Source organism: Bradyrhizobium sp. dw_411, from assembly GCF_018449695.1.
Lineage (GTDB): Bacteria > Pseudomonadota > Alphaproteobacteria > Rhizobiales > Xanthobacteraceae > Bradyrhizobium.
Genome location: NZ_JAAVUY010000009.1, coordinates 214,977 through 229,416, shown reverse-complemented (window position 1 = coordinate 229,416; position 14,440 = coordinate 214,977). Strand labels below are relative to the sequence as shown.

Below are 14,440 nucleotides of genomic sequence, written 5' to 3'. Positions count from 1 at the left end.
GAACTAGCAGCCGGCAGATTGAATATCGCGGAAGCCTGAGAACGCATAGTCGCTTCACTCCCGCGGTGTAATTTGAATAGATCCATTGTAGATCGTGACGCAGATTAAATGTCTTGACTTTAAATTATTTAATGTGAATAATATATTAAATAAGGCAAGTTAAATTTTAAATACAGAAAATTAAATAAAGGCGAGCGTCTTCGAGGGGCCCAATCCTTTCCAACGTGGGTGCTTGGAGTCCTGGCGCCGTTTTAGAGAGGTCAGTCAATGCTTGGGAGTCCGGTCTTTCGCGGCAAAGCGTTGCTGAATAACGGTACGCCGCAGTCGCACGGCGTCCGCCCGAAATTGCTGGCGGTCTCTTCGGGCGGAGGTCACTGGGTGCAACTGTTGCGTATCAGGCACGCTTTCGAGGACTGCGAAGTCACGTTCGTTACCGTTCACGAGTCGTATCGCGCGCAGGTCCCTGACCATAAATTCTACCTCGTCAATGATGCTAACCGCTGGACCAAGATCGGGCTGTTGAAAGCGGCGCGCAGAATCGCATGGATCCTTTGGAACGAGAAGCCGGATATCGTGGTTTCGACGGGGGCCGCTCCGGGATATTTGGCGGTGCGGTTCGGGCGAATGATGGGCGCGCGCACCATCTGGCTGGACAGCATAGCCAACGTCGAACAGCTCTCGATGTCCGGAAACCAAATTGGTCGTTGCGCCGACCTGTGGTTGACGCAGTGGCCTCACCTGGCGCGGCCGGATGGACCCCATTACACAGGTTCGGTGCTATGATTTTCGCGACAGTCGGAACACAGGGACAGTTTGACCGCTTGATCCGCACAGTGGACGAGTGGGCCGGCGCCCAGGGAAGAACGGATGTCTTCGCGCAGACGGGTCCATCAGACTACCACTCAGAACATATCCGCACTCAGCGGTTTATCGACCCGACTGAGTTCCGGAAGCGCGTCGAAGCGGCAAGCGTTGTGATTTCGCATGCTGGCATGGGCTCCATTATTACTGCTCTCGAGCTTGGAAAGAAGATTATCGTGATGCCTCGCCGGGCTAGTCTGGGTGAGCATCGCAACGACCATCAGCTCGCAACCGCAAAGCGGTTCGCCGAGCAAGGCCGCATTATGGTTGCTTTCACCGAGCAGGAACTGCTCGGTAAGCTGGATCAGGTCCAGGCTGTCGCTGAGACCGAGCGTCTGAGCGCACAGGCGTCACCAAGCCTTATCTCCACCATCCGGACATTTATCGGGACCGGACGCATTCGTTTCGAGAATAGAGACGTTTCGCCGTAGGAGGAAATCGGCAATGTGGAGCGGCAAAACTGTCGGCGCGCAGAGCGCCCCGATTCTCGCCAAGGGAAATGGAAAATGAAAGAAGCGCTGCAGTTGTTAGACGCGGAGAATGACGAGCGTATCAATATCAAGTCTCTTCTTCCGCTGGAGAAGATGCGAAAAAATGCTGCGGAGTGGAGTCAGCAATACGTCAATAACGAGCCATTTCCGCACATCGGGATTGATAACTTTTTTGACGAACGCATTATTCGCGACATCGTGGCCCAATATCCCGGCGAATATGATGCGGTCTGGAACCGAACGCTCCTCGATGCTGGTTCGTATGAGGAGCAGAAGCTTTCACTTGACAGGCATGAAGACTTTCCTGCGGTCATTCAGAATTTTATCAGTGCTCTGAATTCCCGGGCATTCGTGACTTTTCTTGAGCAAATGACGGGCATCGATGGGCTGATACCTGACCCTTATCTGACGGGTGGTGGTTTGCATATGATTCCACGCGGCGGTCGTCTCGCGATGCACGTCGATTTCAACATGCACCGCAAGCTCAGGCTCGACCGACGGCTAAATTTATTGGTTTACCTCAACTTTGACTGGAAGGAGGAATGGGGAGGCGCGCTCGAATTGTGGGACAAGGAAGTCAAGGTCAAGCACAAATCTTACCTGCCACTGGCGAACAGGATCGTGGTGTTTTCAACGACCGACACGTCCTTCCATGGTCATCCCGATCCGCTGACGAGTCCGAAAGGAAAATACCGTCGATCAATTGCATTGTACTATTATACAAATGGCCGTCCGGAAGAGGAGCGATCCGCAGATCACACGACTGTCTGGAAGATGCGTCCCAACGAGGTTAGACGCCTTTCGATCAAGGACAGGATGAAGCCATTTACCCCGCCGATTGTCTGGCAGATTCCACGGTTGTTTAAAGGTCGCTGATTGCGGGCTGTTTCCATCCCCGCAAGGTGATCACCACCGTCCGCGTCGCGGACGCTCTCAGGAATGAGTTGTATCGATGAACCCGGCCCCGCGCGTTAGTGCCGTCCGTCCGGAGGGCATTTTCACTCAATATTCACAAGCGAGCGACGCCAGTTCGAGTTGGTTGGGCTATGGGAGGTCGGCGGATGGCGAAGGTTGACATCGTAGTTCCCTGCTACAATTACGGACGCTTCCTGGAAGGGTGCGTCCGTAGCGTACTCGACCAATCTCTCGGGGACGTGCGGGTGCTGATTATCGATGACGCCTCCCCGGATGGTTCAGTTTCGGTGGCGCAGAAGTTGGCGAATACAGACCGGCGAGTCAGTGTCATCGCGCATCCAAAGAACTGGGGTCATATCAGTACATACAATCAGGGGATCGAATGGGCATCGAGCGATTACTTCCTGCTTCTCTCGGCCGATGACTTGTTGGTTCCGGGTGCGCTCGAGCGCGCCGCAGGGATCATGGACGCAAATCCTGACATCGTACTCACATACGGGAAAGGTCTTTCCTGGCAGGATGATTTGCCGTTTCCGGAAATTGACCCTCGGCAGGATAACAAGTGGACACGACAGGATGTGGTCCACGAAATGTGCGCCATCGGCGCCAACGTAGTTAACACGCCGACGGCTATTGCGAGAACGCGCATCCAAAAGGCGGTCGGTGGCTATCGTCCGTCCTTGCCGCACAGCGGGGACATGGAGATGTGGCTGCGCTTCGGAGCGCACGGCGCGGCTGCCAAAATTGACGCGGTGCAGGCCATTTACAGGAAGCATTCATCCAACATGTCCAACTCGTACTGGAACGAGGATTGGTCCGACTATCCCTACAGAAGGGCGGCATTTGATAGTTTCTTCGAAGAATACGTGGATCGTCTCGATGGGGGCCGGAGCTTGCGCGCATCGGCCTATCGCACATTGGCAGAAACGGCATTTTGGCGCGCCATCGGTCGCATGCGCCGAGGCCATATCAAAAGCGGCCTTGAGCTGCTCCGCTTCTCAATTGATCTCAATCCAAGGCTGCGTTTTGGACCGCCAGCCGGTTCCATTCTTAGGCAGGCATCTATCAAGATTCTCGGCCGGACGTGACAGTACAAAGGGGCGATAGGGATGCTGAAAGCCTCGCAAGGGGGCGGTCCGATCGCGACCGTTAATCTTAGCGGGTTAAGTTTTCGCCATGCCTGATTTTTTGATAGTTTAAATGGGCTTTATAATACTAGATTAAATAAGTCTTATAATACTCGATGTGTCTTTTGGCGGACTGCATTGCCAGGAAAAAGATGCCTATCGGAAGGCAAGGCGATCGAGGATGGGCTCTGAAAGTAAGGACGATTTCGACAATGAATGTCTCCGATGAGCTTTCGACGATGACTGCGCTTCATGACAATGGGCGGAAATCACCGCTCAGCATTCTCGTGGCGTTGGCGAGTTATGGTACTTCCAATGACCGCTATCTGGAGCAGGTGATCCGTGAATACCGCTCCATGCCGTTCGACATCGACATCGTCATCGTCTCGAACATCGACAGGAAGCTCGCTCCGGGCGTTGAATGTCGGGTGGGTCTTCCGAACAAGAATCCGTGGTCCTTGCCTTTCGCGCACAAGAAGCTGTTCGCCGAGCGCGCCGATAAATACGACCTGTTCATCTATTCCGAAGACGACATCCTGATAACCGAAAGACAATTGCGAGGGTTCCTGGAAGTAACCGCTGTCTTGCGGGATGACGAAGTTGCTGGGTTTATCCGCATGGAGAAGAGCTCGAATGGCAGCGTCAGCTATCCAGACTTGCACGAAGAATATCATTGGGATCCAGCGTCTCTCAGGTCCAGGACAAAATATACTCTTGCGAATTGCACCAACGAGCATGCGGCCTGTTATGTCCTCACGCAAAGCCAGCTAGGGAAGGCTATCAAGTCAGGCGGCTTCTTGGTTGATCCGCACGAGTGGAAGCACGATCTGCTCTGTTCTGCCGCGACCGACCCATACATCCAGTGCGGTTTCACAAAGCTGATTCCGATATCGCATCTCGACGACTTTACGGTCCACCATTTGTCCAACAAATACGCGGGCAAGGTTGGAGTAGATGAGGAGGAAATGCACGCACAGGTCGGCACCATGTTGCGGCTTGCCAAGGATGCATGCGCACCCGTGCCGCTGCTCAATACGGAAACCAAGCTTTGGCGTCGCATGTATTCCAAGGACTATTATGAACCTCTCAATGAGGAAGTCCTTTCCATGATCCCTCCGGACGCGCGCACTGTGCTTTCGGTCGGATGCAGTTCGGGCGCGACAGAGTGTTGGCTGGCCGAGAGAGGCTTGCGGGTCGTTGCAGTGCCACTGGATCCGGTGGTGAGCGGTGGCGTGGCGGAAAGAGGTGTCGAGATGGTGTTCGGCGATTTCCACCTCGCCAAGGAGAAACTCCGCAACCAGCGATTCGACTGCCTCCTGTTCTCGAATGTGCTCCACCTGGCCCGGGACCCGGTCGAAGTACTTTCCTTATTTCGTGACAACATGTCGATGAACTCGGTGATGATTATCCAGGCGCCAAACATGCTGTGCGTTCAGGAAGTTTGGAGGAGAATCCGTAATCCTCATCGGTATCGTGGCCTGGGAAGCTACAACCTTTCAGGTGCCCATTTCAGCAGCATTGGGAAAGTCGGCGATTGGTGCCGCAGGTCCGGGCTGAGGGTAGATCGGACTGTAGGAATGCTTCATCGCAGCGCCGAATTCCTCCGTGGCCTCCCGGCAGGATTTGTTAAATTATTCGCGTCTCCCAGTTTCGTCAGCATAGTCAGGAGGAGAGAGGTTTCCGATGCGCGCAGCGCGAACAGTCCGCTCCCGTTAGTTGACGAGGGAAAATGATCGCGATCGTTTTTTGGAAGTGCGTCCTGCGTTTTTCAATAAGCCGCCGGTTGCGCCGTCTGTAAGGGAACAAAATGAATCAGTGCGACATCTCCAATAGCCAAGCAGTGCGGCGGATTGGTTTCGCGACGATCGGCGACGGGAGCAACGTCAGGTTCTGGTCCGGCACTCCGTTCAACATGTCGAACTCGCTTGCAAACGAAGGTCACGAGGTTGTCCATATCGGTCCCCTGAGCGCGCCGCTCTTGCCGCTGTACAAGACTTATTCAAATCTCTGCCGCACCTTTCGCAGACCGGGCCTCTCCCCATTTCAGGCGGGCCCGGTCGTTGCGCAGTACTCAGCAGACGCGGTACGCAAGATCCGCGCCGCGTCGCCTGATATTGTCTTCGCACCTGCCGGATCCATCTTCGCTTGGAGTGTGCCCGCCGGAGTTCCCCTCGTTTATGCGTCCGATGCGACCTTTCGGCTTATTGAGGACTATCACCCCAATTATCGAAACCTGTCACGCACCGCCCGCAAGGCCTCGGAACGACTGGAACGCGATACAATCGCGCGCGCGGATTTAATCCTCTATCCGTCGCAATGGGCGGCTGATTCTGCCGTCCGGGATTACGGTGCCGATCCTGCACGGGTGCATGTCGTTCCTTGGGGCGCCAACCTCAAAGAAGCGCCTGCTCGTGAATCTGTGCTTGGAGACCGGAAGCCCGGTCCGTGTCGGATGCTGCTGATCGGCGTCAATTGGAAGGAGAAAGGCGCGGACATCGCGGTCGAGATTCTTGCTGAACTCAACAACAGGGGTGTAAAGGCGGAGCTCGTGATCTGCGGATGCACTCCGCCGGAGCCTGTGAGCCAGGACGGCCTAACGATCATCCCTTACCTCGACAAGAATGATCCCGCACAGCGCAGCCGGCTTGATCAGCTCTATCGCGATGCGGATTTTTTTCTGTTGCCAACCCAGGCGGACTGCTTTCCCATCGTGTTGTGCGAAGCGGCGGCTTACGGTGTGCCGAGCGTTGCGCGCGCCACCGGAGGCGTCACCTATGCTGTCCGTGAGGAAAAGACCGGCGTGCTGGTGCCATCGAACGCGACGAAGGCGGACTACGCTGGCGTCATTGCGGAAATTTTTGCGAACCCGGCACGTTTGGCGCGCTTGAGGCAATCGAGCCGCGAGGCCTATGAGACGCAACTGAATTGGCCGGCCTGGGGCAGGCGTGTCTCGGAACTGATGCAATCTCTATGATCGTCCTGAATTATCACGAATTGGTAAGGGCTTCGCCACCGAATGCGTGGTGCCTGACGCATGGGACATTCGACGCGCATCTCGCGCTTTACCGGGACAAGCTTGTCTCGCCTCAGACTTTTCTGGAGAATTGCGACCATCCGAAAGCCGGCCGCAGCGGCTCGGTCCTGCTCACCTTCGACGATGGATTTCTTTCGGACTACACGCATGTCTACGCTCGTTACGCGACGACCGGTGCGATTCCAGGATTCATGTCCTTTATTCCGGTTGATTTTATTGGCTCGCCGGGACGCATGACCTGGGAGATGATCGAGGAAATTGGCAGGAGCGGCGTCGCGATTGGCTCACATGGTATGGCCCACGCCGATTTGACGACAGTCTCGGATGACGAACTCGATCGTGAGCTTACGGTTTCGAAGTCGATGCTGGAGGATCGCCTCGGTCGGCCGGTTACTCTTTTCGCCTTCCCATACGGGCGCTTTTCCCGACGGGTTTGGGACGCGGCTCTGAAGGCCGGCTACACGCATCTCTTTACAATCCAGCTTGGGTATCATCGGGGATTCGAACCCTTTCTCTATTCCCGTCTTTGCCTGACGAACAACATGGATGAAGGCTACATGCGCCAGCACTTACGTGACCCTGATGGCATGCGTGGCCCCGCCTGGAAAATTAGCACAAGGCTTGGACTCTATCGCCAGCTGATGCATCTGCGGTATCGATAGGACTGTGCGGCCAGTGAAAAGTATTGCACCAAGAGCCTCTTATCAGATTGGAAGGCCGTTTCCTGCCGTGCGAGCCGCGGCGGCGCAGCCGACGCGAAGCCGGAAGAGTTCCGCACTCATTCCGATCTTCATTTTCTCGTTGGCGTTGCCGTTTTTTATCTACATCGGCCCGATACGGATGTCTCCTTATCGGCTGGTGCTGGTATTAACCTTCGTTCCATGCATGATCGTGTGGTTGTCAGGGACCCTCGGTCGAATAAGACTGCCAGACATATTGATGCTGTCGGCGGCGGCATGGGGTGCGGTTGTATTGGTGGACATACACGGCGCTGAGGGTCTGCAATCCGCAGGCATATTCGTCATAGAGACATTCGGGCCATTCCTGTTCGGTAGGAGATACATTCGAGATTTCTTCGCGTTCCAGCGCATGGTGAAGTCCCTCGCGCTTGTGGTCATTCTTCTCCTGCCATTCGCCGTTTACGAGAATGTCGCTGGCTCACCGATCCTGATTGAATTATTCGGCAAGATATTCCCCGTCTATCCTATCATTGGCAGTGAACTAAGACTCGGGCTCAGACGAGCTCAGGCCACCTTCGAATATTCCATTTTGTTTGGTGTCGTTTGTTCGAGCGCGTTCGCCTTGAGCTTTTATGTAAATGATGCTCCCAGGCGCCGGAGCGGACTACTAAGCTCAGGCCTGGTAGGAATGGCTGTCGCTTCCTCCCTTTCCTCGGGTCCCCTCCTGTCGCTTGTTGTCCAGGTCTTGTTGATCATTTGGGACAAGGTGACGGCGCACGTGACGCGGCGTTGGGGGATATTGGCCGCAATTGTGATCACCGCCTATGTTGCGGTGGATTTGACCTCCAATCGCACTCCCTTCGATGTCTTTATTTCGTATCTGACGTTCAACGCCGACACTTCCTACATGCGCGTGCACATCTGGAACTACGGTGTGGCATCAGTGATGCAGCACCCGATCTTTGGAACTGGCTTGAATGAATGGGAACATCCTTCGTGGATGGGAGGCAGCATCGACAATTTTTGGTTGGACATTGCCGTTCAATACGGCATCCCCGGCGTTTTGTTTATGGCCGGCGGTTTTCTTTCGGTTTGCTTTGGTTTGGGACGGCTGAAAAATCTCTCGTTCGAGGCGGCCCAATGCCGAAAGGGTCTTATCATCACGATTTGCGGATTGGCGTTCTCCATCTGCACGGTCCACGTGTGGGATGCTCCTTACGTCTTGATCATCTTCCTGCTCGGCAGCGGCATGTGGATGTTTGAGCCCCGCAATGACGTCGCTTTTGCCCCGTCCGCCGCGCGAACACTGCATCCCGCGCGGCCGGACTAGTTACAGCTAAGGTCTGTGCGTCTAAAGGATCCTTCCCTTGCGGACCATTGGTATTGCTGGTCGTGGCGTTTCTTTCCTCTGCATGCACCAGGTGTTTGCGCCGTTATTGTAGATATGCGGGAAGTGGTCTTTGATCTGCAGGACCGAGGCCATGGCTCCGGGCTTCAGGTCGTCGTGTATCTCAATCACCAGGGTTCCAACGCGATCGACCCACGAGGCGTTCTCGAACACTTCTTTTTCCGCCCCTTCGATATCTATTTTCAGCAGATCGACGCTGTCTAGCTGGTAGGTCTGCATCACCTCATCCAGCGTCATCCCGCGCGTCTTACCGTCGGCGGATACTTCCGTTTGGAACGCCCATTCGCCTTTGCCTGGATTGAACAGGTTAAGCATTATCGACTCCTTCCACAGGGCTGCAAGCACGGGCGTGATCTGCGGATAGGGTTGCGCGTTCTTTAGAAGCAGGGCGTAGTTCGATGGCTCAGGCTCAATGGCAATGATGCGGGCCTTGGGCCAGCGGTTAGCGAAGTATACCGAGGTCAGGCCTATGTTCGCGCCGGCGTCTATAATCGTCTTGGGCTCATTGGGCGGGGCTAGCAGGTATTCGTGGCGCTGGAATATATCCCGGTACACCCGGTGGTCGGACGTGCCGATTCTCAAGGTGACCGGATACTTTATCCCCGGTGTGTCGACTTGAACCGTTTTCTGTTTTCCAGTCAGGCGCGCCGTTGTGATAGCGACCACTCCGCCAATACCGAACTCGTCATGATAGAAACGCAGACCGTCTAAAATGCTCATTGTTCATCCCCAAAAAAGGGTTGATCTGTTCTCGCCTCGAGGGCAAAGCGCAGCAAGGCAAAACGCCCCGTGCGTGTCGTATGGCGTACAGTAACGAGCAATCGCCTCACGCGACAGTATTTTCGTGCCAGATTTGATTCTTGCTCGCCACCGATCGCCAGGCAATTCAAGACCCGGTAGAGCCCAACCTGCGCGTCCAGATTGGTGCTGGCCGCCCTGTACGCCTACAAGGTGGCGGACTGCGTCTGGAGCCGCTTCGGCAGGGCCGGGCACTGCGGGGGACGCCGCTTGCATGTCGGCCGGCCAGCGGCCTCCGGAGGCTTGGATAAGGAATTTACGCCGGCCGAGATCAGACGCAGTTGCGCAGTTTTGGAATCAGCCCTAGCCATTGACCCGCGTCCCATGGCATGATTACGCGAACGCGATCGGCTTCGCGTGCGGCCAATTGCATCACTCAGTAGATACGGAATTTGGCAATCTGAGTCCGCTTTTGGCGTGGTCGTTGGAGGGTGGCACGCATGCGACGGCGTGAATTCATTGGATCCATCGGTGCGGCGTCCATGTTGCCGCCTGCCGCATGGTCACAACAAGTATCGCATGACGCTTCAGGTTCCGCCCCCGCTGATACTATTCCGCTGAACTACAACGACGCTCGGTTCAGCGGCAATGCTGCCTCGAGCGCAGTAACGATTGCGACCGGCGGAGCGCTAAGTAACAAGAGCATCACCGAGACGGGCAATATCGCATCGATTGTGCTGCGTGACGGTGGGACAATCCGGACCTGTCGGGTCAATTCCCGAGAGTGCGTCCGTATTGGCGGTAGCGGCTCATTCCTGATCGACAACTGCTACCTGGAGGCACTTGGTGTTGGGGACGACCATGCCGACGGCATCCAGGCTTATTCGCCGGGAAGCCGGGGAACGCTTAGGGTGTCCAATACTGCGATTGTCACGCACAGCGTGGCGGCAAATGTCGGTCTGTTCATTGCGGATAACTGGACCGGGACGATCGACCTGGAAAACGTCGCCTTTATCGGAGGCGGCGTCAACTATGGTCTCCGCGTTCACCCCGATACTGGTGGCGACAATATCATCAAGTTGAAGAACGTGTTCTTCGTTCCTCCATTCCAATACGGGCCATATCTTTTTGGAGATTATGGCCACCACAGGAATTCCATCCAACTCTGGGACAATGTGCGCAAGGCAACGATCGTGGATGGCGTACTGATCCCGGGCGTGGCCTTTCCCAAACCATTTTGAGGCGCAGTGACAATGGCGTCTGTTACATCTGGAAAAGACACCTTGCTTCGGCCATCTCCAACCCGGTGTTCGGTACGGCGGCCAGATCTTGCGGTCGCAGACGCTTCTGATTCCGCAAGCCAAGCATGGCGCCGTGGGCGTTCCGACGGTATAAAAACTTTTCGCGTTCAAGCACGGTGCTCGGTATGACGATATTGGTGACGGGTGGCGCAGGCTACATCGGTAGTCATATTGTGCATGAACTCTCCGACCGCGGAGAATCCGTGGTCGTGCTCGACAATCTATCATCCGGATTTCGAGAATCGGTCCCTGCAACGGCACAGCTCGTGGTCGGGGATATCGGCGACGGCGTGCTGGTCGCAAAACTCTTGTCCGAGTACCGGGTACAGGCAATTGTGCATCTCGCAGCCTCCTCAGTCGTGCCGGATTCTGTTGCCAACCCCTTGGGCTATTACACCAACAACACGGCCGGCTCTCTGGTGTTGTTGAAGGCGGCGGTTCAGGCCCGCGTCAACTATTTCGTGTTCTCCTCGACGGCTGCCGTCTACGGCAATCCGCAAGGGCCACTGGTGAGCGAGGGCATGATCCCCCAACCGATGTCGCCGTACGGTGCCTCGAAGCTCATGACGGAGAGGATGCTGCAGGATGCGGGGTCCGCAAGCAGTCTGAAATATGTCGTGCTGCGTTATTTCAACGTTGCTGGCGCCGACCCGAAACTCCGTACCGGCCAATCAACCCGTGCGGCGACCCATCTGATCAAGGTCGCAGTACAGACCGCGCTCGGCGCTCGCGATCACATGGCGATCTTCGGCACGGACTATCCGACGCCTGACGGCACGTGCATTCGCGACTACATCCACGTCAGCGATCTGGTTGGCGCTCATGTTGGGGCATTGGGTTACTTGCGGGAGGGCGGCCCGAGCACGCTGATGAATTGCGGGTACGGCCACGGTTATTCCGTTCGGGAGGTCGTCGAAGCCGTGAAGCGCGTCTCCGGCCTCGATTTCGCGGTCACAATGCAGCCGCGGCGAGCGGGCGACCCGGCCGCAATCGTTGCGGATGTGCGGACTATCCAGAGTATACTGTCATGGACACCTGCCTATGACGATCTCGAGACCATTGTTCATCATGCACTGTCGTGGGAGCAGAATCTGATGTCCCGTCAGTCGAACGTTTTAAATAAATAAGGGAACTGTTCGGCCTTTCACCATGCGCGAGCAAATGGTTTCTTTAAGAAATCGAGTTTGAGGCCTAAGGGGCATACAACAGTCGATAGAGGTTTCGCGGACGCCAATGCGCCTCCAGCGGTGGCGTGGGCCGATTTACCATTATTATTTATTGCTATTATTTATTACTATTATTTTATCGCTTTCGACCGTTGATAACGGTATATTGGCGTCGCAAAATTAAAAGCAAGCCATTGGTTTTAGGATCTATATTTAATGTACGGATCGACCTTCGCTCGCGTCGAAAATATGCAAGGTCACATTGGCAAGTTGCCGAAATTGGCGCCTGCTCTTAGCGTCGTCATTCCCGCGCATAACGAGGAGAAGGTGCTGGCGCGGTGCCTCGACACGTTGCTGGCGGACTCCGAAGCTGGCGAGCTGGAGATCATTGTCGCCGCCAACGGCTGCACTGATCGCACCGTTGAAATTGCGCGAGGCTATGGCAATCGGGTCGGCGTCATTGAAATTTCCGAGGCCTCCAAGCACGCTGCTCTCAATGCGGGCGATAAAGCTGCAACGGTGTTCCCCCGCGCGTATTTGGACGCAGACATCGCAGTAAGCACTGGAGCCATCCGATCCGTGGTGGAAGAAATGGATCGCACAGGTGCGCTGGTTGGCGCGCCGCGAGCGACGATCGATTTCGACGGATGTCCGGCTATCGTTCGATCCTTCTATCGTGTGTGGTGTGAAACGCCTTGGTTCACCGATAATCTCGTGGGTTCCGGTATCTACGTGATTTCCGCCGCCGGGCATGCGCGCATTGGTGTATTTCCCGCGATAACCAATGACGATCAGTATGTGCACGACCTGTTCGAAACTGGTGAACGCGTAACTTCGAACTCGTACCAGTTTCTCGTGCGACCGCCGCGCACGGTCCAAGGACTTGTCAGACGGCGTACGCGCACAATAGTCGGCCAGCGCGAACTCGATAAGCGATTCGGTCGGCTTCCCGGCCGCGCCCGCCGAATATCACTCATGGACCTGGTACGTCGACGGCGCGCAAGGGTTTGGGATTTGATAGTATATGCCGTCGTCACGAAAATGGCCGCGTTCGCTGCGACTCGCAAGGAGCAGCGGGGTGATCGTGGCTGGGAGCGAGACGAAACCAGCCGTACTTCTCTTTCGGCCACGCCACGGACAACGGGAGAGCAGCCGATGCCAAGCATGCTCGGCAAAATTTCCAACGGTGTCAGGTCAATGCTGGACCCGATGACGTGGCTACATTCGTTGCGCATCCTCCATTTCTATAGCTACAAGCATGTACGCGAGAAGCGTAAGATCAAGATGGGGAGCGGTCAGGTCTTTGCGCCGAATGTGTCGATAGCAAACGGAGAGAGAATCACGTTGGGAAGCCGCTGCCACGTCGGAGAGCACGTTTGCCTCTGGGCCGGCAACGAGACTGGTCGCATAACGCTGGGCGATGATGTGATGATAGGCCCCGGAACAGTTGTCACGGCGTCGGATTATGGTTTGGTGGAGGGCACGCCCCCTGCTTTCCAGCCCAAGAACGAACGCGATATCGTGATTCGCGACGGGGTCTGGATTGGCGCCAACGCGGTTGTTACCGCAGGGGTTACAATAGACGAGGGCTGCATCGTTGGTGCTGGATCGGTAGTTACGCGCGACCTGCCGGCAAACATGATCTGCGCTGGTGCACCTGCCCGACCAATAAGGCCGCGCCCGAAGCGCGCTGGATAGCCCCTTGATTACTCCGCCCGCCGACGTCGCCGTTCTCATTGTCTCGTACAATACCGAGCAGTTGCTCGACGAATGCCTGCAGTCTTTGTACGAACAGTGCGGTAGCCTCAGACAGCAAGTGATCGTGGTTGACAATGGCTCAGTTGACCGCTCGGTCGATATGATCCGCTCCGGCTTCGCCGAAGTCGAGTTGATCGAAGCGAAACAAAATCTCGGGTTCGCACGAGGCGTGAACCTGGCCGCGACCCGTGCGAACGCAGAATTCCTGCTCTTGCTAAATCCCGATACGGTCGTGCTCGATCATGCAATCGAGCGCCTGGTGCAATTTGCCCGGTTGCGTCCGGGCCACGGGCTATATGGCGGACGAGCGGTCAAGCGCGATGGTATGCTTGAGCTGTCATCTTGCTGGGCGCTCCCGACTGTCTGGAGTATGACCTGCTTCGCTCTTGGTTTAAGCACGATCTTTCGTCACTCGCGATGGTTCGATCCCGAATCTATGGCCGACTGGCGTCGCGATACTGTTCGCGAGGTCGGCATCATTACCGGTTGCCTTCTCCTGGCACCCCGCGATGCGTGGCTGGAGCTCGGCGGGTTCGACGAACGTTACTTTATGTATGGCGAAGATGCCGACCTTGCCTTCCGCGCCCGGCAGGCTGGATTTAGTCCAATCATCTGCCCGGAGGCCTGTATCGTCCACGATGTCGGCAAGGCGTCTGCGACGCGAGCGGACAAGCTGCTTCTCCTTTTCAAGGGCAAGGCCACACTGGTGCGCGACCATTTCGATGGATGGCGCAAGCAGCTCGTTCTTCTTGAACTTCTTGCTGGCGTTGGTCTGCGTGCACTGCTTGCCAGAGTCAGGCTCAGGTCGGATCGATCGGAAGCTGAGGGTTGGGGTAAGGTTTGGAGCGAGCGCCACGACTGGATCAAGGGATATCCCGACCGGCAACCTTCCGCGAGCGCAGCACCTTGAAAGTCGAGATCAGGTCATGACTTCGCCGCTGACTCATGCGGGCAACAGATA

13 protein-coding genes are annotated in these 14,440 nt (G+C 56.0%); 12 read left to right on the top strand and 1 reads right to left on the bottom strand.

What is annotated here, in order from left to right; genetic code table 11:
• The first annotated feature begins 300 nt into the window (after nt 1–300).
• From HB676_RS17650 to HB676_RS34265, 8 genes are all read left to right on the top strand, one after another.
• Entirely contained in the window at nt 301–783 is a 483-nt protein-coding gene (locus HB676_RS17650; RefSeq protein ID WP_249780303.1) for a UDP-N-acetylglucosamine--LPS N-acetylglucosamine transferase, read from the top strand.
• Nucleotides 780–1,292, top strand: coding sequence for a glycosyltransferase (locus tag HB676_RS17645; protein WP_213739112.1), 513 nt, complete (start codon nt 780–782; stop codon nt 1,290–1,292). Before HB676_RS17650 ends, HB676_RS17645 begins: the two co-directional genes overlap by 4 nt.
• Nucleotides 1,293–1,367: 75 nt before the next feature.
• A complete protein-coding gene (locus HB676_RS17640) occupies nt 1,368–2,228 on the top strand; it encodes a 2OG-Fe(II) oxygenase (RefSeq protein ID WP_213739111.1) in 861 nt (286 codons plus the stop codon).
• Between the two features lie 185 nt (nt 2,229–2,413).
• On the top strand, nt 2,414–3,355 hold the full coding sequence (locus HB676_RS17635) for a glycosyltransferase family 2 protein (protein ID WP_213739110.1): 942 nt from the start codon (nt 2,414–2,416) through the stop codon (nt 3,353–3,355).
• A gap of 251 nt (nt 3,356–3,606) precedes the next feature.
• On the top strand, nt 3,607–5,127 hold the full coding sequence (locus tag HB676_RS17630; protein ID WP_213739109.1) for a methionine biosynthesis protein MetW: 1,521 nt from the start codon (nt 3,607–3,609) through the stop codon (nt 5,125–5,127).
• Nucleotides 5,128–5,201: 74 nt separating this feature from the next.
• Nucleotides 5,202–6,368, top strand: coding sequence for a glycosyltransferase family 4 protein (locus tag HB676_RS17625; protein ID WP_213739108.1), 1,167 nt, complete (start codon nt 5,202–5,204; stop codon nt 6,366–6,368).
• A complete protein-coding gene (locus tag HB676_RS17620) occupies nt 6,365–7,090 on the top strand; it encodes a polysaccharide deacetylase family protein (RefSeq protein WP_213739107.1) in 726 nt (241 codons plus the stop codon). The genes HB676_RS17625 and HB676_RS17620 overlap by 4 nt, the downstream gene beginning before the upstream one ends.
• 13 nt (nt 7,091–7,103) lie before the next feature.
• Nucleotides 7,104–8,438, top strand: a complete 1,335-nt coding sequence (locus HB676_RS34265; protein WP_213739106.1) for an O-antigen ligase family protein — start codon at nt 7,104–7,106, stop codon at nt 8,436–8,438.
• A gap of 21 nt (nt 8,439–8,459) precedes the next feature.
• Here HB676_RS34265 and HB676_RS17610 read toward each other — a convergent pair whose 3' ends face one another.
• The gene (locus tag HB676_RS17610; protein ID WP_213739105.1) at nt 8,460–9,236 is read right to left on the bottom strand and encodes an FkbM family methyltransferase; all 777 of its coding nucleotides are present in this window, start codon (nt 9,234–9,236) and stop codon (nt 8,460–8,462) included.
• Nucleotides 9,237–9,754: 518 nt separating this feature from the next.
• Here HB676_RS17610 and HB676_RS17605 point away from each other — a divergent pair.
• From HB676_RS17605 to HB676_RS17590, 4 genes are all read left to right on the top strand, one after another.
• Nucleotides 9,755–10,495: a hypothetical protein gene (locus tag HB676_RS17605; RefSeq protein WP_213739104.1), complete on the top strand. Its 741-nt coding sequence runs from the start codon at nt 9,755–9,757 to the stop codon at nt 10,493–10,495.
• A gap of 185 nt (nt 10,496–10,680) precedes the next feature.
• On the top strand, nt 10,681–11,682 hold the full coding sequence (gene galE, locus HB676_RS17600; protein ID WP_213739202.1) for a UDP-glucose 4-epimerase GalE: 1,002 nt from the start codon (nt 10,681–10,683) through the stop codon (nt 11,680–11,682).
• A gap of 255 nt (nt 11,683–11,937) precedes the next feature.
• The gene (locus HB676_RS17595) at nt 11,938–13,419 is read left to right on the top strand and encodes a glycosyltransferase (RefSeq protein WP_213739103.1); all 1,482 of its coding nucleotides are present in this window, start codon (nt 11,938–11,940) and stop codon (nt 13,417–13,419) included.
• Between the two features lie 4 nt (nt 13,420–13,423).
• Nucleotides 13,424–14,389 carry a glycosyltransferase family 2 protein gene (locus HB676_RS17590; protein WP_213739102.1) on the top strand — a complete coding sequence of 322 codons (966 nt, stop codon included), beginning with the start codon at nt 13,424–13,426 and terminating at the stop codon, nt 14,387–14,389.
• Nucleotides 14,390–14,440: the final 51 nt, after the last annotated feature.